This window comes from Anaerolineales bacterium, from assembly GCA_019637755.1.
Taxonomy (GTDB): Bacteria; Chloroflexota; Anaerolineae; order Anaerolineales; family UBA11579; genus JAMCZK01.
Window position 1 is genome coordinate 1345184 of sequence record JAHBVC010000001.1, and the last position, 19060, is coordinate 1364243.

Here is a 19060-nt window from a genome sequence, read left to right on the forward strand (position 1 = left end):
ATGCAAGCGAAAGGGCGCTGTTGTAGAATAGCAGCGTGTCACAAGACGTTACCATTGCTGATCTTGGGGCGCTACTATCGGCTCATCCACAAGCGCTCTTTCTCCACAATCAATCCGTATTGACGCGCGGCGCCGCGGCGCTGCTGCGCCGGGCCTGGCTGGCTCCTTTTGCAGGCTATAGCGGGGTGCACCTAGCCCAAGCGGGTGGCGAAACCAAGCTATTTGGGCAGGTGCAACGCTATGCGGGCAGCCCGCTGGCCGCACTGGTGTACCTGGCGCCCCAGGCTGCCATTCAACCCGGGCGGCTCACCCTGATCGTGGAGCATTTCCTCAAAACGCTAGGCGCCTACGGCGTACAGGGCTTGTTTGCTGAAGTGGATGAACACAGCGCGGCCAGTGCCGCCCTGCAGCAAGCTGGGCTGAGTGTACAGGCCCACCAACGCGTCTGGAAGCTCAGCCGTGCCCCAGGGGTGCCGCTGGATGCGCTCGGCTGGCAACCTTACCTCAGCCGGCATGCCTTGGCCGTGCGCCTGCTGCACACTGCGCTCGTGCCGGCGCAGGTGCAGCACCTTAGTTGTGGCTCCACTCAGCGCCAGGATAGCTATGTGTGCTTCCAGCAGGGCCAACTGGCCGCCTTTGCCGATGTGCAGCGTGGGCCGCGCGGCACCTGGCTACAGGTGCTGGCCGCGCCCACGCCCGCCATGCCCGACTGGTTGACCGAGCTGGTGCTACGTTTGCGCCCGCGCCGCAACCGCCCGCTCTACATTGCTGTGCGCTCCTATCAGGATTGGCTGGAGCCGGTATTGGAAGGATTGGATGCCGACCCGGGCCCACGCCAGGCGGTGTTATTGCGCCGCATGCTGCAGCCCGTAAAAGTGAAAGAGGTGCAAAAGATGGCGCAAGCCGCCAGTATGGAAGCCAGCAGTAGCATTCGCTACCCGGCGCGCACACAGGCACCTATGGACGAACGATGACAAAACGCCAAATTACCGATGATCTTGATGCGCTGTTGGGCGTGCTGCCCGAAGATGTGCAAAACGCGGTGCGCCAACACAACCACAGCAGCGACCTGTTAGAAATCATTCTCGATCTCGGCCGCGTGCCCACCACGCGCCTGATCGATGAAGAAGTTGTTTTGCTTGAACGCGAGATCGATAAAGATGACCTTGACTATGTGGTGGGCCGCCTGCGCGAGTTTGACGAAGACAATCGCGCCGGCATTGAGCGCAGCCTGCACCGCATCTCCGCCATCCGCAACCGCCGCGGCGATGTGGTCGGCCTGACCCTGCGCGTGGGCCGGGCCGTCTATGGCACGATCGATATCATCCAAGATCTGATCCAGGATGGCAAGAGCCTGCTGATCCTGGGGCGCCCGGGTGTGGGCAAAACCACCCTGCTGCGCGAAGCTGCCCGTATTCTGGCAGAAAAGAATCGCGTGGTCATCGTCGATACCTCTAACGAGATCGGCGGTGATGGCGATGTACCCCACCCCGCCGTGGGCCGCGCCCGCCGCATGCAGGTGGCTACGCCCTCAATGCAACACGAAGTGATGATCGAAGCGGTGGAGAATCACAACCCGCAGGTCATCGTAATCGATGAGATCGGCCGTGAGCTGGAAGCCAAGGCGGCCCGCACCATCGCCGAGCGCGGCGTGCAACTGATCGGCACGGCGCACGGCAACTCGCTGGAGAATTTGCTACTCAACCCCACGCTGTCGGATTTGGTGGGCGGCATCGAATCGGTCACCTTGTCTGACGAAGAAGCACGCCGCCGCGGCACGCAAAAGACCGTGCTCGAGCGCCGTTCGCCGCCCACCTTTGACGTACTGGTAGAGATCCAAGACCGCCATCGTTTCGCCATCCATCGTGATGTGGCTGCCGCGGTAGATGCGTTGCTGCGCGGCTACCCGATGGAGCCTGAGCTGCGCACCCGCGATGAGCATGGCGAGGTCAAGATCACCCAGGCCCCGCCCCCGCCGCGCCCGGCCAGTGGCGGACGGCGTAACGAAGCCCCCGTCCGCGGCACTACCCGCCTGGGGGCCCAGGTGGCCAGCCCTCCGGCGAGCAGTGGCACGCGCTCGCGCCCAGCCGCGCCGGCTGAACCTGGCGCCTATGCGCGCACAACCGCGGCAGCCGCGGCGCCTATGGCGGAAAGTGCCACGCTGCGCAGCCCGTCTAGCTTGCAGCCGGTGCGCGTGTATCCGTTTGGCGTGGCGCGCAACCGGCTGATGAACGCCGCCAAGCATGTGGGCGTGCCGGTCATCCCGGTAAAGGAGCCTGGTGAAGCCGATGTGCTCGTCACCTTGCGCACCTATTACCGCAAACGCCAGCGCCCGATTGTGGATGCCGAGCAGCGCGGTATGCCGGTGTATGTGTTGCGCGCCAACACGGTGGCACAGATGGAGCGCTTTCTTTCGGGCATCTTTGATCTGCCCGGCGAAGCGGACGAAAGCGGCGATATGGACGAGCAGCTCGGCCAAACCCGCCAGGCAATCGATGCGGTGCTCAATGGGGAGCGCTGGGTCGAGTTGCCGCCGGCTTCGTCTTACGTGCGCCGCTTGCAGCACCAAATGGTGGAAGAATCCAAGCTGGTTTCGCATTCGTATGGTAAAGAGCCGAATCGCAGGGTGCGCATTTTTAGGGAATAGTTAGTGAGCAGTGATTGGTGAACAGTGAACAGGAAACTGTTTGTTGGTTCTGAGACTTTACTAGTCAACAGGTTCGTGAACGGGAGTACACTGGTTACTGGTTCTGACCATACCTGCTCACTATTCACTGATACCTGCTCACTGATTCTCTCCCCATGACAAAACATATCGGCATCGTTGGCGTTTCATATGAAGGTGCAGCCTTGTGCTACCGCACCATCATTCAAGAGGGCAAAGATTTCTTCGGCCCGTTTGTAAATCCCGAAGTCACGCTGCACAACTTCAGCATGGCGGCCTATCACTTCCCCTCAGAGGCCGGCGAGTGGCCCGCGGTCAGCGAAACCTTGCTGGAATCGGCACACAAGCTGGCAAAGATCGGCGCCGAGGTGTTGGTATGCCCGGATAACACTGTGCATGTCGCCATCGACCCGATCCTCGAACGCGCTCCACTGCCCTGGCTGCACATTGCCGAAGAAGTGGGCCGCGAGGCACAGGCGCGCGGCTATCGCCGCGTCGGCTTGCTGGGCACTCAACCGCTGATGGAAGGCCCGGTCTACCCGCGCAAATTTGAGCCGCTGGGTATTGAGCTGGTTACCCCCAGCCTCGAGCAGCGCCAGCAAGTGCACAAATACATTGTGGATGAGCTGATCTATGGCACCCTGCGCCCCGAGACGCGCGGCTACTTTCAGGGGCTGATCGAACAATTTGCCCAGCAAGGCTGTGATGCCGTGGGCTTGTGCTGCACCGAGATCCCGCTGCTGATCGAGCCGCAAGATTCGGTGCTGCCTACGCTGGATTCGACGCGCTTGTTGGCGCGTGCCGCCTTGCGCTACGCTGCCAGCTAAACCCGCCAAACAAAAAACGCAGCCTATGGCTGCGTTTTTTTAGTTTCGCCGCAGGGTCAGCTTCTTGACGAAGCGGTTGACCGCACCGAAGCGATATTTGTACTCCTCATCGCCGCGCATGAAATCAAACACCTGGCGCCCGTGCTCAATGCTCCATTGCATCATTTCGGACATCATCACCCACCCGGGGGAAAGCTCGGCGTGGGCGTTGCTAAACCCGGCGTTGTACCCCCAGATACGTTTGTCGTAATCAAAATTCAGATGGGCAGCCACGCGTTGCCGGCCCACTTTCAAAAACATCAATTGCAGCCAGCCACCCGCAAAGGCCGCCTGGGCAATCGCTTCCATCTGGGCACGCATCGCCGGCGTCAGGAAGCGCAGCTTGTCTTCTTCTTGCGTCATCAGACCGAAGAAATCATCCAGGGCTTGCGGCAGATCGCTGGCGGCGCTGATCAACTCCGTAGTCACTGGTAGCACATTGCGGCCAGCTTTACGCAGCTTGCGGCGCAGCTCGTGCGCTTGCTTGCTATCCAGGCTGGCAATGTAGTCGTCAAAACTGGCGGGCAAGGGGATATAGGGGCAAGACTGCAAGGTTTCTTCACTAGCCACCCAGCCGGCCTGTGTGGCTGCGGCTTGCAGCGCGGGCAGGCTGGCCGATTCATCCAGCAGGTTGTAGCAAACCAGCAGGTCCCAGTCCGGCTGCGCGTGCAAATGGGTTAGCAGCGCTTCGATAAATGCGCTCAGGTCCTCAGCACGGCAGATGAAATCCAGATAATCGGCAATTTCATGGCTGCCGATCAGCATCAGTTGGGTTTGCCCGGCGGCGTCTGTGTTGCGGAACAAGGGGGCAATGCCTACCAGGTGCCCATCCTCGGCGCGCCCGGTGAGGATGTACAGTTCAGCCTGCGGCCATTCCCCGCCGCCCAGGTGCTGCCACCAGGCGCGCTGGAACGCATAGGTGAGAAAGGGTAGATTGAGATGGCTGGCGTGCAAAAGAAGATCCCACTCCGGGGCCAGCGCCTCCCAGGAGTCGGTGGTGCGAATAACGTCTATTTTCATGTAAGTGTTTCGTGGGGGTGAGTGAGTAGGGTTCGTTCGGATTTTACCAGCATCCCTTTGTGCGGGTGAACACCCAACGGGTGAGCGGCCAGCGCGCATGCACTCCGCGGGGTTTGTGCGTACAATAGCAGCCCAACGTGTATGGCAAACGCGCTCGATCTTTTTGTAGTTCCTCTGCATAGACGCAACGGACAAGACCAAGCTTACCTGCAGGGTCTGCACTTGTTGGCGGCGCCGCGCCGCGCCGCCCGCGGGCGCAATGACGAACGCCTGGTGCTGCAGCTCAGCTTGCCGCCGGAGATCACCCTCAGCGCTGACCAGCAGCACGCGCTGCTGAGCGATCTGGCGGAGGGGTATTTTCGCACGGCTGGCTCCGTCACCGCCGCACTGCGCGAGCAATTTGAGCGTCTCAATAGTTACTTTTTGCAATTGAACCAGCGCCTTTCCGGCGCCACTCCGCAGGCCGCCCGCCTGGCGGCGCTATCGATGCGCGAGGAGCGCGTCACCCTGGCGCATGCCGGCCCGCAGCACGCGTTCCGCCTCAACCAAACCATTCAGCATTTTTATGACGCACCGGCTGCCGGCCGCGGCCTGGGCCTCAGCAGCCAAACTGAGATCCGCTTCTTTCAAACCGAGCTCGCTGCCGCGGATTGCTTCTTGCTGGTTTCTGAAATCCCTGGCGGCTGGAATGAAAAGACCCTAATGGGCGCCAGCGGCCAGAAGCTATCCACCTTGCGCCGTCGCTTTCTAAGCGAGGCTGGCCAGGAGCTACGCGCGGTGATGTTGCTGGCCCAGCCTGGCAGCGGGCGCCTCAGCCTGATGACCAGTTTTGAGGACAGCGCCGCCGCCGCTCCCCCCGCCGCGCCCAGCGCCACACGGCGGGAGCCGGCAGAGGCGGCCAGCCCGAGTTGGCAGGTGCTGACCCCTGCGCCGGCTGAGCCCGGGCATGCGCCTGCAGAGCTTGAGGATACGGCCGCCTGGCACCCTGCGTCCACGGCCAGTGATAGCCTGTTGCCTGGTCCCCCTGAGGAAAGCACCGGCCCAGCGCAGGCAGAATGGCCGCCGCGCTACGAAACACAAGCCGAACCCAGCGCCATCCTTACGCTTTGGCACGAAATTTCTGGCCGCGCCACCCATTTTTGGCGCAAGGCCAGCCCGCCGCTGCGCAGTTTCTTCATGCGCCTATTGCCTGATGAGCCGGTATTCAATCTGCCTCGCCAAACGCTCACCCTGATCGCGGTGGCGGTTCCTTTGGCGGTAGTGATCCTCGTCTCCGTGGTGTATCTGCAATTTGGGCGCGGCCAGTTGTATCAAAACTACTTAAGCCAGGCGCAGAGCGCGGCGGCCTTAGCCGCGGCGCGCCAAGACCCTGGCGAGGTGCGCCAGGCATGGCTGGCCGCGGTGCATTTCGCGCAGCGTGCCAGCGCTTATGAGCAAGATGCTGAGGCGGCGCAGCAGCTGCTGGCTGAGGCCCAATTACAGTTGGATGGGCTCGATCTCATCGAGCGCATGGATTTTCAGCCGGCGCTTTTCACCAACTTGCCGCGCAACACCAAGATCACTCGCATGGTGGCCGATAACACGGATCTGTACATGCTGGATGAGACCACCGGGAAAATTCTGCACGCCTTCCTCACCGGCGGCGGCTACAAGCTCGACGAATCGTTTTCGTGCGAACCCGCTCCGTACGGCGGCGCGATCGTTAGCCAACTGATCGATCTGGCGCTGCTGCCGCCGCGCTCGCACCCGCTGGGTGCCTCGGTGGCCGCCATCGACGCCAATGGCAACATCATCTATTGCATCAAGAATGAAGCGCCCGCTGCCAGCGCGCTGGGCGAGCCGGATAGCCGTTGGGGCAAGCCCAACGCGATCGCCGTCGAAGAGGATACGCTCTACGTTTTGGATCCAGTAACCAATGCCGTGTGGATGTACGCCGCCGAGAACGGTTCGTTTGTTGGGGCGCCGCGCTTCTTTTTTGGCGCCCAGGTTCCTAGCATGCAACACATGCTGGATATTGCACTGGATGGCAGCACGCTTTACCTATTGGATCAAGATGGCCATGTGGCTCAGTGTGTTTTCAACGAAGAAGGCGAAGACAGCACTCCCTGTACCGATCCCTTGGAGTTCGTCGATACCCGCCCAGGCCAACGCAACGGATCCGTGGTATCCGGCGCCAACTTCTCCCAGTTTGTGATCACTGACCCGCCAGGGCCTTCGATCTTCTTTTTAGATCCGATCGTGCCGGCCGTGTATCAATTCAGCCCGCGCCTCAGCATTGTGCGCCAACTGCGCGCCGCCAATGAGCTGCCCGCTGAATTGGTCAGCGCGTTTACCATCACGCCCAATCGCGCCATCTTCCTGGCGTTTGAAAACGAAGTCTATATCGGCTTTATGCCCTGAGCCCCTATGCCAGAATATGTTGAGCTGGCGGTAAACGTCCCTAAGGTTTCGGGCGTCTTTCACTATCATGTGCCCGCGGAGTTGCGCGGCCGCTTGCACCCTGGCCACTTGGTGCTAGCGCCTTTTGGCGCCCAGGTGGTGCAGGGTGTCGTGCTGCGCGCCGTTGAGCAGCCAGAGGTAACCGAAACCAAAGCGATCGATAGCTTGCTGGATGATGAGCCGGTGCTCACGCCGCAGCAGATTGAGCTAGCGCGCCAACTGAGCCATAGCACCCTGGCGCCGTTGGCTGCCTGCGTAGCGCTGATGCTGCCGCCCGGCATCGGCCAACTGGCCGATGTACGCTACCGCCGCACGCAGATTCCCGCGCCAGAACTCTCCGCCGCGCAAGCGCTGCTACTGCACACCCTGGAAGCGCGCGGCCCGCTGCGCGCCCGCCAGTTGGATAAGGCCTTGCCGCGGCGCAATTGGCGCGCCGCCCTGCGTGCCTTGCAAGGCCATGGCCTGATTGCGACTGAGCCGGTGCTACCTATGCCGCGTCAAAAGGCCAAGCTGGTGCGCACCGCCCGTTTGCTTGCCTTGCCCCCTGCCGGTGCGCAGTTGGGCAAAACCGCCGCGGTGCACGCCCGCCGTGCCGCCTTGCTGGATGCGCTACAGCGTGAAAGCGGCCATATGCCCACGGAATGGCTGTTTGCTGAAAGCGGCGCCGCCTTGCCGGATCTGGCCTACCTTGAAAAGCAAGGCTATGTAGAGCTCGGCCAGGCAGAGCACCTGCGTGACCCGCTGGAAGGTTTGCAGACCGTGATGGATGTGCCCCACACGCTGACTGCGGCGCAGGAGCGCGCCTGGCAAGCAGTGCAATCTTCGCTGAATGCAAAGAACGCCAAGCCTATTTTGTTGCACGGTGTCACCAGCTCCGGCAAGACGGAGATCTACCTACGTGCCGTGGCTCAGGCACTGCAAGCCGGCCGCACCGCACTGGTGTTGGTGCCGGAGATTGCGCTGACCCCGCAAACGGTGCAGCGTTTCTTCGCCCGCTTTGGCGATACGGTTGGCCTGCTGCACTCTGAGCTCTCGGATGGGGAGCGCTATGACACCTGGCGGCGTGTGCGCCGCGGCGATCTGAGCGTGGTGGTTGGCCCGCGCAGTGCCCTCTTTGCCCCGTTACAAAACATTGGCCTCATCGTGCTGGATGAAGAGCACGATGATAGTTATTACGAAGCCAATCAGGATGTGCACTACCACGCCCGACGCGCCGCATTGGATTACGCCAAGACTCATCAGGCGTTAGTGCTGCTGGGATCGGCTACACCGGACGTGGGCTCGTACACGCAGGCGCGGGCCGGCCACTGGCAGCTGCTTGAGCTGCCCGAGCGCGTGCAGGCCCACCGCGGCCACGGCGCTGCTGACATAGCGCCTGAGCTGCCGCCCGTAGAAATTGTGGACATGCGCCGCGAGCTGAAAGCAGGCAACCGCTCCATCTTCAGCCGTACTCTCCGAAATCAACTGGAGCAAGTTGTCCAGCGTGGGCAGCAGGCTATCTTGTTTCTCAACCGCCGCGGCAGTGCCACGTATGTGTTCTGCCGAGACTGTGGCTATGTGCTGCGCTGCCCTAATTGCGAGACGCCACTCACGCAACACGCCCGCGGCGAGCTCACCCATGACCTGGTGTGCCACCAATGTGGCTATCATCGCGCCTCGCCGAAGCAGTGCCCACAATGTGAGAGCAGCCAGATTCGGCACTATGGCATGGGCACCGAGAGCGTAGTGGCCGAGGTATCACGGCTGCTGCCAGAGGCGCGCGTTCTACGCTGGGACCGGGACAGCACGCGCAGCAAAGGCAGCCACCAGCGCATCCTCGCCCAGTTTGCTGATGGCCACGCCGATGTTCTGGTAGGCACCCAGATGCTCACCAAGGGATTGGATTTGCCTAAGGTGACATTGGTAGGTGTGGTGCTTGCGGATGTTGGTTTGCAGATGCCGGATTACCGTGCGCCTGAGCGCGTCTTCCAGTTGCTGACTCAGGTGGCCGGGCGCGCTGGGCGCAGCGCCCTGGGTGGCAACGTCATCTTCCAAACCTTCCAGCCAGAGCACTACGCCATCCAGGCAGCCGCGGCGCATGATTACGCTACCTTCTACGAAACTGAAAGCGCCTACCGCCGCCAGTTGCGCTACCCGCCGTACGCAGAGCTTGTGCGGCTGGAGTATCGCCATCTGGACGAGCGCAAGGCCGGGCACGAAGCCAGTGCGCTGGCCGCAGAGCTGCACGCCCAGATTACGCGGCAAGGGCGCGGCGCCACAGACGTCATTGGCCCGGCGCCCAGCTTCTATGCGCGCGTCAATAAGGAATACCGTTGGCAACTCATGCTACGCGGTATACAGCCCGTGGAACTGTTGCGCGGCCTGCGTTTGCCGGGCTGGCGCATTGAAGTGAACCCGCCAGCGCCACTATAATCATCGCAGGAGACAGTCGTGCGCAGAGAATTGGTCAGTTGGGAAGAAGTGCAGCACCTCATCAATTTGCTCATGCAGCAGTTTGAGCATGACTTTGAGGCGATGCTGATGGTAACGCGCGGCGGCATTGTGCCCGGCGGCATGCTGGCGGAGCGCATGGGCTTGGCCGAGATCCTTACCGCCGCAGTAGACTTCCCTGCCCAGATGGAAATTGCGCGCCAGAAAATGCTGGTCTTCCCCAAGTTTGTGCAATTCCCCGATGATGAACTGCTGCGTGGCCGCCGTATTTTGGTGGTGGACGATGTGTGGGGCTCTGGCCGCACGAGTACGGCTGTAAAGAACCGTGTCTCGGCTGCAGGCGGCATGCCCTTCACCAGTGTGTTGCATTTCAACCCCCACCGAAATCTCTTTGATAACACCCGCCCGGATTACTTTGCTGCCAGCACGGATGCGTTCATCGTCTATCCCTGGGAGCATGAGCCCACTGCGGGTTGGGCGATGCGGGATTACTAAAGCTAGTGATGAGTGAAGGGTAATCAGTAATCGGGGCGGTGATTGCGCTAGTGTTGATTTGAATTAGCATCACTGCTCACTGCTCACTGCTCACTGCTCACTGCTCACTGCTCACCAAATTCAGCTATGAACTACAAAGGGCGGGTCTAAGACCCGCCCTTTGTTTTACTCTGCAACTAGCTCTGCGTACTTGCTGCGCAGCTTACTGATTTTTGACGGGATGACCGCCATGCAATAGCCCGAGAACGGATTGCGCTCAAAGTAATTGTGGTGATATTCCTCGGCGACGAAGAAATCGCCCAGGGGCTCAAGCTGCGTGACGATGGGCTGGGCGTATTCGCCCGCGTGCTCACGGATAAAGGCTTCCGCCTCGGCACGCTGCGTTTCGTCGGCATACAGGATGGTGGAGCGATACTGCGTGCCGATGTCGTTGCCCTGGCGATTCAGCGTCGTTGGGTCGTGTGTGGCGAAGAAGGCCGCCAGCAAGTCGCCGTAGTTCAACACAGCCGGGTCATACTCCACGCGCACCACCTCGGCGAAGCCTGTGCGCCCGGTGCACACTAGCTCATAGCTGGGTGCGGCTGCACCCGCAGGCCCGCCGGCATAGCCGGGCTCAATGCGCACCACGCCCTTCAGGATCTTGAGCGCGGCTTCTGTGCACCAGAAGCACCCACCCCCGAAGACGGCAATCTCAGTATTCATAATCCCATCCTACAGCAAAGTGATGAGTGAGGAGTGAATGGTGAGCAGGAAACCCTCTGTTGAGACTCCTGTTACACATCACTCCTCACTGCTCACAAAAATTACTGTTTACCTCTGCGGCCCTTATCCTCATTGATGGCGACCCAGCCAGCCATCTCGCCGATTTCGAAGCGGTCATCATCCGCCCATTCGCGCACCGAAGAATACGAGCGGTCGTGCTGCGAGGAGCTGCCGCCGCCCAGCTCGGCCTTGACCATGGCGCGGATGCCCTCCAGGCGTTGCTGCCATTGGGCCATATTCTCCGGTGTGAGGTCTACCCAGCCGCGGTAGGCGTTTTCTGATTTCACCAGCGGCCCACGCAGAATGCGCTGGCCATCGGAGAGCAGGATGGGCAGGCCCACTGAGATAATCTCCTGGCGCAGCTTGGCGTCGCTGCTGATGCGTGCTTCCAGCTTGGCGGCCATCTGCTGCGGTGTGTCGGCCAGGGCGTTGGCCATCTTATTGGCGTATTCCTGCTTGAGCAAGTAGGCCTCGAACATGAGCTTGGACATGCGCGGCGGGCCGAGGATCTCGAAGGCGACTGATTCGCCGTGCTCGGCGCTCAGCTCGCGCAGGCGGCGCAGCGCCGAATCGCGGAGCGTGCCGGCGCGGAAGCTGGGGCCCATCACGGCGCTATCCAGCGCGGCCACAATGTCGCGCCCGGTATTGCCACCCATGATCTCACGCACTACGTTGAAGGCAATCTCTTCTGGCGTTACGAATTCCATCTGACCGTAGGAGGTGATAGCGGCAAAATCGCCGGCGGCAAACAGGCCGTTCTCGCCGGTGTTGATGTACACCGCTTCCATGGCTTTGCCGGTGGCGGCGCCAAATTCACCGCTGGGCGCCAAGTTGGCTTCGTTGAGCGGCAAGGCTTGCTCTGGCGGGCAGTCGTAGAGCATGAAGTCTTTGCCGCCGCGGCTGATCTTGCCGTAGCCGATCTCCTTCCAGGCGATGAGCGCGGTGGGCTTGAACTCCTTGACCACCGTGGGGCCGCCCGGGGTGCGCGCCATCAGGAAGGTAAGCAGCGATTGCGCACCGGCCAGGGCGGCTTTGGACATGAGCACGCGCGAGGGCTTCTCTTCGCCGTGCGTATAGGGAATATTGAGGCCCATGCCGCCGGTGCCGCTGGTGCCTACTTTGACGTAGGCTTGTGTGCCGGCTTGCAGCATGCTCTCGTGCATGATCTGGATGTGGCGCACCAACTGCGGAATGTAGAGCGCCGCCAGCAGTTGCTCGATCTCGTCTTCCCAACTGGTTTCAGGGCTGCCCTTGGCGATCTCACTTTGCAGCTTGCGCGCCGCGGCAAAGATGTTCTGGTAGGCCACACCAGTGGAGGTGTTGATGGCATCCACCACGATGTGGGCCGGTTGGCCATCCAACCCCTCGGCGGTGCCCATGATGATGCGGTGTAGTAGTGAGGCGCTGAGGACCTCTTCGCTCAGCTCATCTACGATGTCGTTGATGAGCACCTTGCGCCGGGCAGGGTCAGCCAGAATGGCGCCGCGCGGCGGAGTTTCTTCGCTTTGCCATTCGGCGCGGACGAAGATATCGCCCCAGGCTGAGAGGAATTTGGTCTTGCTGTTCGGGAAAGCTGCTTTGAGTTCTGCGATTGCTTGATCAGATTCAGATTTTTTGAGCGAGGCAACCACCAGCCGAGCCGGCTCGTGCGCCAACAGCTCTCGGCAGACGGCGCTGCCGACCAAGCCAAAACCACCCAGGACAAGGGCATTCTTTCCGCGAATATCCATTCACACACTCCATAGAGAATTTTGCCGCCAGACAAGGCGTTGAACCCAAAGGATACTACGCTTTGCGGTGATGCAAAATGAGACGCAAAAGCCCCCAGCACAGGCTGGGGGCTTTGGATGCAGGGTGGGTTTATGGCGCCTCCTGGCTTCGTTTGCGGCTGAGGAGCAGCCGCCGCAACTGATTGGCGGCGACCCCAAGCATGAAGATGATGACCACCAACATGGTGAGGGCGATGCTGGTGAAGACCCTGTCGTCCCAGGGGCCGGGTTGCAAGATGCGGATCATTTGGCCGGTGACGTAGCCCAGCAGGCCGACGGCGGCCAGGCTGTGCAGGGCGGTGGCCCAGCGAGTGATCTGGGTCCAGCGGCCCTGGAGCAGCTTGATACCGTTGATGAGCACATCCACTGCGCCGAGGGCGATGAAGGCGGGCAGCAAGCCGGTGAGCATGCTGAGCACGCCGTGTACCAGCTGCCAGCTGGAGCCATCCGGTAGGCGGATATCCCACGGCAGGCTGGCGAAGACGCCCAGCGCGGCGATCTGGATGATGAACTCGGCGACGGTCTCGGCATAGTCGAGCCGGTCCATCTCGGGCAGCAGGGCTGGCAAGGTGTTGGGCTCCCACTCGGGCAGCTCGACTTTGAGGTCTAGTAGGTTGCGGTCGATCACGCTGAAGACGATGGTGATGGCGCCGAAGCTCATCAGCAATACTTTTACGTAGTTGCCGATGACATCACCTACACTGAAGTCAAGCCCGGTGTTGGCGATCACCAGCACCAAGCCGACCAGATGCAGCAGGGTGATGAGGCCGCCGCTGATGGTGAGCACCTGGCGATAGGCGGGCATGACCTGTGGGTGGATGAGCGCGCCGCTTTGGCCGTAGCTGGCCGCCAGCGCCTCAGGACGGCCGTATTCTTTTAAGAGGGCAGTGATGCCGGCCTCGTCGGTCTGCGGGTTGAGGCCGCGTTCCTCGGCGGCGTCGTGCAAGGCGGTGCGCAGCTCCAGCTGCACATCGGCACGCGTGCGTGCGGGCAAGTGGCGGCCGACGGCCTGGATGTAACGTTCGATGAGTTGGTTGTTCTTCATGTTAGTTCTCTTTACGAGTCAAAAGTTTGTAGGCCTTGTAGACCGTCTCAATGGCGGTGACGACCATGGCGATGGACAGCGTGATCTGGATGATGCTGTTGACGATGTCCATGTCGCTGAACATGGCGTTGCGCACCAAGGTGTAGAGTAAGCCTACCGCGGCGAGATTGAGCGCCACCTGCACCCAGCGCAGGGCTTTGGTCCAGCGCTGGCTGCGGTAGACGGCGGCCTTGAGAGCCAGCTCGCCCAGCCACAGTGCGCTCATCAGGGGGACGAAGCGCAGGAAGCTGTTGGTGAGCACGGGGATGAGCTCAAAGCGCCCGTCTTGCCAGCCACCGATGCCAATCCATTGCGGGGCGAAGTTGAAGACGAGCAGCGCCAGCAAGGTGAAGAGCATACCGACCAGCACCTCGGTACGGTTGACGCGGTTGGGGTCTTGCACTTGCGGCAACTTGGCTGGGTCCCACGTGGTTGCGGCGGGCGGCTGCTGGCCGACGCCGAAGGCTTGCAGGCCCACGAACACGGCGACCACGACGCCGAGGTTGAAGATGAGGGCCTGGGCCAGCTCAAGCACGAACTTGAGCAGCTCGGCGGCACTGAAGCCAGCCTGGGTGACTTGCAGGGCGAAGCCGATGGCAAAGACGATGCCGACCACAATGGCGGCGATGGTGTAGCTGAGGCGGAAGGCCGGGTACAGCCAGTGGCCGATGAGGCTCTTTTCTTTTTGGTAGCTGGCGGCCAGCACTTCAGGATGGCCGTATTCACGCAGCAGGGCGCTGATGGCCTGGCTGTCTGTCTCGCTCAGGCCGCGTTCGGCGGCGGCGTCCTGCAGCAGGCTGCGCAGCTCTTGCTGCACATCGTGGCGGGTCTTGGCGGGCAAGTGCGCGCCGACCTCGTGTACGTAACGTTCGATAAGGTTGCTGTCTTTCATTACTTGTCTCCGTGTAAGAGGCCGTTCAGCGCCTGGCTGATGGCCTGCCATTCGTGGGTGAGATCGGCCAGGGCTTGTTGGCCCTGGGCGCTGATGCGGTAGTAGCGGCGCGGCCGCGCCTCGTCTACTACGCGCCATTCGCTCTCGAGCAGGCCTTGCGCCTCCAGCCGGCGGAGGAGCGGGTACAGCGTGCCCTCGGGGATATCCATGCCTTGGGCGGCGAGCTGCTGTTTGAGCGAGTAGCCGTATTGGGGCTGGCCGAGTTGGCTGAGTACAGCCAGGCTGAGTGCGCCACGGCGCAGCTCGCCCACCAGCCCTTCCAACAATGCGGGGTACTCTTCTTTGGTTACCATGTGGGGAATTGTACTGTGTATAACATAGTAATGTCAACGACAAATATAAAGAAAAGTAAAGTCCCAAAAAAGCTAAGTACCTGCTAAGAAGAAAAAGAGAGCGTCACTGTGACGCTCTCTAGTGGTGTGCTCCGCATTAATTAAGTTAGGCTTGCAGGTAGGCTAATTGGGCGTTTTGATAACAGCTTTGCCAAACCAAGGCCGTTTTTCCAACTTTGGTCGGGTTTTGTGCCTGATGAGCAAAGGTGCCAATTGTGTTGGCCAGCTTTGTGCCCAAATCACCCTTGAGCAACGTGACTGGATCTAGACCCTTTCCCCATTTGTAGACTCCCTTGTGCTCCTCAAGCAATGCCCGAAAAGCAGCAAGGACCGGATAGGTAAAGCCATCCGGCACTCCATACTTAGTTGTCTTGTTCAAGAAATACAACTTTCCTGAACGCTGTCCGGTATAGTAGGTCACACCTGTCAAACGTCCAAAGCGACCACCAGAAACATTTGCTTCCTGGGCTCTTGCTTTGTTGTAGAGATCAGGCAGCTCTAGTTTCACCCAATCGTACAACTCAAGAATTTCTTCCGCCAAGGGAAAGATTTTTTCATATTCCTTTGGGTTTGCGGAAAAATGCTCCAAAGCTTTGGACTTCGCGTTGTACGAAATTACTGGGTGCTGGGAGTCGCCAAAGCTCTTTTTATCGAAAAGAGTGAGTATTGCAACTACATCCCTCACTCCAATGGGTTTGAGATCTCCAGCCCCGTCAACTTCGTACTCCGAGTAGGAGATTTGGTCTCTAAACGCAGAAGAACTCAACGCGTTTTTTAAACCAACAAACTTGTTGGCGAGATTCATCAAGCTTTGCTCTCGTACCGGCTTTGAGGTGTTACGCGCATCTACAACATCCACGATCCCTTCTGAATCAAGCCCTTCAAGGAGCTCAATCCGAATGTACTGTGGGACAGTGAGGCTTTCTGTTTCTTCCTTGACAATACTATAGGTGTGTCCACCATCTAAAAGCCCATGAAGATTTCGGTCTTCAAGAACAATCGTGAGAGTGGAATTTCGGTTATCCAGCTGTGCTTTCGCGACAGAGAGTACTAGGCCGCGATTCATGAACAAAAACATTTCAGGATTTGCTTGAAATGTTTTTCGAATCGCGTCCGGAACCTCACCGGTTAATTTTGCATCGCGGACGTTTATGTCCTTCCAGTCAGAAAGGTCTGGAAGGTTTGCCGTCTCAACTACAGCAAAATACTCGTGGATACCCTTATGTTGGAATGGTGTATCAAGGTGACGAAAAGAAACTACTGGAAATGTAAACGTTGCTGTCTTGGACATAAAATCCTTTCCGACAAGGGGTTCACCCTTAGTCATCCCAATGAGATTTCTCTACATCAGGCAGTAGGCTGCGGAGCACTACTAGACGTAGTGTACCGCAGATATTTACTGATTGTGTGGCAGCCTCTGTTCCACAACAAATGTTCTAGCGTTCCAGTCTCAAACGCCCCATGCTTCTATCCCTGTATTAACACTGCTTGCCAATAGCGCCCATTCGCCACTCCCCCATGGCATAAACAGACGCATGCCCCATCAGCCTTCCGGACCTTTAAGTCATCGATAGTCAGCTCAAGTCCCTAACCCTCCTCTATTGACACGAATCCAACATTTCTCTTACGCGTTTCTACGACAGCCGTCAGCCTGCCCCTATATAATCTTCCCATCCCCGCGACGGGCGATTTATGACTTTCAATAAGATTGCTGCCCACGGGCGGCGGTTAGGTAGGAACCCACAATGATGCGATTTGACCGATTTACCGAACGAGCCCAGGAAGCTGCTCAGCGGGCTGCTGAAATCATCCAGCGCTACGGGCACAACCAGATCGATACTGAACACATACTGCTGGCGCTGATTGAGCAGCCGGAAGGCGTCATCGGGCAGCTGTTGGAGATTCTCAAAGTAGACCCGGCCTCCCTGAAGGAGCGCCTGGACTACGTGTTGCGCACCAGCCCCAAGGCCAACATCTTTGGCGGCGGCGCCGGGCAGATTTTTATCACGCCGCGCGTCAAGCGCATCGTAGACATCGCCAATGAGGAGGCCAACCGCCTCAAGGATGAGTACATCTCCACTGAGCACATCTTCCTGGCCATCCTCAACGAGCGCAGCACCCCGGCCGCCCGCCTGCTCGAAGGTGCCGGCATCACGCGCGAGCGCGTGTTTGACGCGGTGCAGCAGCTGCGCGGCGGACAACGCGTTACGGACCCGCAGGCCGAGACGCGCTATCGCACGCTGGAGAAGTACTCGCGTGACCTGACCCAGGCGGCCCGCGAGGGCAAGCTGGACCCGGTGATTGGGCGTGACAGCGAGATTTTGCGCGTGATTCAAATTCTTTCGCGCCGCAGCAAAAACAACCCGGTCCTCATCGGTGAGGCCGGCGTGGGCAAGACAGCCATCGTCGAGGGTCTGGCGCAGAAAATCGCTACCAACGACGTGCCCGAGATTCTTTCGGGCAAGAAGGTGCTCTCGCTGGACCTGGGCGCCATGATCGCCGGCTCGCGCTTCCGCGGCGAGTTCGAGGAGCGCCTCAAGGCTACGCTGGAGGAAATCCAGCGCGCTGAAGGCGAGATTATCTTGTTCATTGACGAGCTGCACACCGTCGTTGGCGCCGGCGCCGCTCAAGGCGCCATGGACGCCAGCAACATGCTCAAGCCGGCGCTGGCGCGCGGCGAGCTGCACGCGGTGGGCGCTACTACGCTGGATGAGTATCACAAGCACATCGAGAAGGACGCCGCGCTCGAGCGCCGCTTTGCGCCCGTGTATGTGGAAGAGCCTTCGATGGAAGACAGCATTCAGATGCTGATGGGCCTGCGTGACCGTTACGAGGCGCACCACAACGTGCGCTTTGCCGACGATGCGCTGGTGGAAGCCGTCAAGCTCTCTGCCCGCTACGTGCCCGACCGCCGCCTGCCCGACAAAGCTATCGACCTGATGGACGAGGCGGCCGCCAAGCTGCGCGTGGCGCTGTACTCGCTGCCGGATGAGCTCAAGGTAATGAAGACGGAAATCGAGCGTCTGCAAGCCGAAGAAGAGCAAGCCGGCGTGGAACGCAACTACGAGCGCGCCGCCGAGAAGAAATCCGAGCGTCTGCGCATCGAAGGCGAGTTCAAGGCCAAACGCGAGACCTGGGAGAGCGAACACCAGCTCGACGAAGTCGTTGACATCAACGACATCGCGGAGGTGATCGCGCAGTGGACCGGTATCCCTGTGAGCCAGATGATGGAGACGGAGGCTGAGAAGCTGCTCAACATGGAAGCGCGCCTACACGAGCGCATTGTGGGCCAGGGTGACGCCATCAGCGCCATCTCTGACGCCATTCGCCGTGCCCGCTCGGGCCTCAAGGACCCCAAGCGCCCGATTGGCTCGTTCATCTTCATTGGCCCCTCTGGCGTCGGCAAGACCGAGCTGGCCAAGGCGCTGGCCGAGTTCATGTTCGATGATGAAGATGCGCTGGTGCGTATCGACATGTCTGAGTACCGCGAGCAGCACACCACGGCGCGCCTGTTCGGCGCCCCTCCGGGATATATCGGCTACGAGGAAGGCGGCCAGCTGACGGAAGCCGTGCGCCGCCGCCCCTACCGCGTGATCCTTTTCGATGAGATCGAAAAGGCGCACCCGGATGTATGGAACGCCCTGCTGCAAATCCTGGACGACGGTCGCCTGACCGACGGCCAGGGCCGCACAGTCGACTTCCGCAATACGGTGTTGATTATGACCAGCAACCTGGGCACCGAGTTTGTGCGCAAAGCTGGCTCGCTGGGCTTCCTGCAGAACAGCGGTGATGACGAAGAGCGTGCTTCCAGCCAGAAGATCCAGAAGGCGCTGCGTGACACCTTCCGCCCCGAGTTCATCAACCGTATCGACGAGATCATCACCTTCTCGCCGCTCTCGGTGGAGGACATGAAGCAGATCGTGGACCTGCAGATGAAGGAAGTGCAGGAACGCCTGTCTGAGAAGGGTATCCAGGTGCTGCTGACCGAGAACGCGCGTGAGTGGCTGGCCACGCAAGGCTACGATACGGCCTTCGGTGCCCGCCCGCTCAACCGTGCGCTGCAGAAGTTCGTGGAGAGCCCGCTCTCCAAGGAGCTGCTGGCCGGCAAGTTCAAGCCCGGCACCACCATCGAGGTGGATGTGGATGAGAAACGCGAGGGCACGGTCTTCAAAGAAGGCAAGCCCATCCGCGTGGACAAGCAGCCGGAAGACGTATCCGCTGCGTAAGCAAAACAAAAAAGAGCCGC

14 protein-coding genes are annotated in these 19060 nt (G+C 60.2%); 7 read left to right on the plus strand and 7 right to left on the minus strand.

Going from position 1 to position 19060, the window contains the following annotated elements; genetic code table 11:
- Positions 1-35: 35 nt before the first annotated feature.
- The 3 genes from KF821_06500 to KF821_06510 all read left to right on the plus strand — a co-directional run bounded on the left by KF821_06500 (position 36) and on the right by KF821_06510 (position 3492).
- The gene (locus tag KF821_06500; GenBank protein ID MBX3005462.1) at positions 36-974 is read left to right on the plus strand and encodes a hypothetical protein; all 939 of its coding nucleotides are present in this window, start codon (positions 36-38) and stop codon (positions 972-974) included.
- Positions 971-2647, plus strand: a complete 1677-nt coding sequence (locus KF821_06505) for an AAA family ATPase (GenBank protein ID MBX3005463.1) — start codon at positions 971-973, stop codon at positions 2645-2647. Before KF821_06500 ends, KF821_06505 begins: the two co-directional genes overlap by 4 nt.
- A 155-nt stretch (positions 2648-2802) precedes the next feature.
- Positions 2803-3492 (plus strand): amino acid racemase, encoded by a 690-nt coding sequence (locus KF821_06510; GenBank protein MBX3005464.1) that lies wholly within the window; start codon positions 2803-2805, stop codon positions 3490-3492.
- Positions 3493-3531: 39 nt separating this feature from the next.
- Here KF821_06510 and KF821_06515 read toward each other — a convergent pair whose 3' ends face one another.
- Positions 3532-4551 (minus strand): GNAT family N-acetyltransferase, encoded by a 1020-nt coding sequence (locus KF821_06515; GenBank protein ID MBX3005465.1) that lies wholly within the window; start codon positions 4549-4551, stop codon positions 3532-3534.
- A 141-nt stretch (positions 4552-4692) separates the two neighbouring features.
- On the opposite strand from KF821_06515, the gene KF821_06520 reads away from it, so the two are divergent.
- Genes KF821_06520 through KF821_06530 form a run of 3 tightly spaced genes read left to right on the plus strand, consistent with a single transcriptional unit; the run spans position 4693 to position 9915 of the window.
- On the plus strand, positions 4693-6951 hold the full coding sequence (locus KF821_06520) for a hypothetical protein (protein ID MBX3005466.1): 2259 nt from the start codon (positions 4693-4695) through the stop codon (positions 6949-6951).
- Between the two features lie 6 nt (positions 6952-6957).
- Complete coding sequence (priA, locus tag KF821_06525) at positions 6958-9402, plus strand: primosomal protein N' (GenBank protein MBX3005467.1); 2445 nt, start codon at positions 6958-6960, stop codon at positions 9400-9402.
- An 18-nt stretch (positions 9403-9420) separates the two neighbouring features.
- The gene (locus KF821_06530; GenBank protein MBX3005468.1) at positions 9421-9915 is read left to right on the plus strand and encodes a hypothetical protein; all 495 of its coding nucleotides are present in this window, start codon (positions 9421-9423) and stop codon (positions 9913-9915) included.
- Between the two features lie 165 nt (positions 9916-10080).
- Here the strand turns inward: KF821_06530 and msrA are convergent, their stop codons facing one another.
- From msrA to KF821_06560, 6 genes are all read right to left on the minus strand, one after another.
- Positions 10081-10617, minus strand: coding sequence for a peptide-methionine (S)-S-oxide reductase MsrA (gene msrA / locus KF821_06535; GenBank protein MBX3005469.1), 537 nt, complete (start codon positions 10615-10617; stop codon positions 10081-10083).
- Positions 10618-10718: 101 nt separating this feature from the next.
- Entirely contained in the window at positions 10719-12407 is a 1689-nt protein-coding gene (locus KF821_06540) for a hypothetical protein (protein ID MBX3005470.1), read from the minus strand.
- A 130-nt stretch (positions 12408-12537) separates the two neighbouring features.
- A complete protein-coding gene (locus KF821_06545) occupies positions 12538-13491 on the minus strand; it encodes a hypothetical protein (protein MBX3005471.1) in 954 nt (317 codons plus the stop codon).
- 1 nt (position 13492) lies between these two features.
- Entirely contained in the window at positions 13493-14422 is a 930-nt protein-coding gene (locus KF821_06550; GenBank protein ID MBX3005472.1) for a hypothetical protein, read from the minus strand.
- The gene (locus KF821_06555; protein ID MBX3005473.1) at positions 14422-14775 is read right to left on the minus strand and encodes a PadR family transcriptional regulator; all 354 of its coding nucleotides are present in this window, start codon (positions 14773-14775) and stop codon (positions 14422-14424) included. Before KF821_06555 ends, KF821_06550 begins: the two co-directional genes overlap by 1 nt.
- 145 nt (positions 14776-14920) lie before the next feature.
- The gene (locus tag KF821_06560; GenBank protein MBX3005474.1) at positions 14921-16105 is read right to left on the minus strand and encodes an AIPR family protein; all 1185 of its coding nucleotides are present in this window, start codon (positions 16103-16105) and stop codon (positions 14921-14923) included.
- A gap of 454 nt (positions 16106-16559) precedes the next feature.
- Here KF821_06560 and KF821_06565 point away from each other — a divergent pair, with 454 nt between their 5' ends.
- The gene (locus KF821_06565; GenBank protein MBX3005475.1) at positions 16560-19040 is read left to right on the plus strand and encodes an AAA family ATPase; all 2481 of its coding nucleotides are present in this window, start codon (positions 16560-16562) and stop codon (positions 19038-19040) included.
- Positions 19041-19060: the final 20 nt, after the last annotated feature.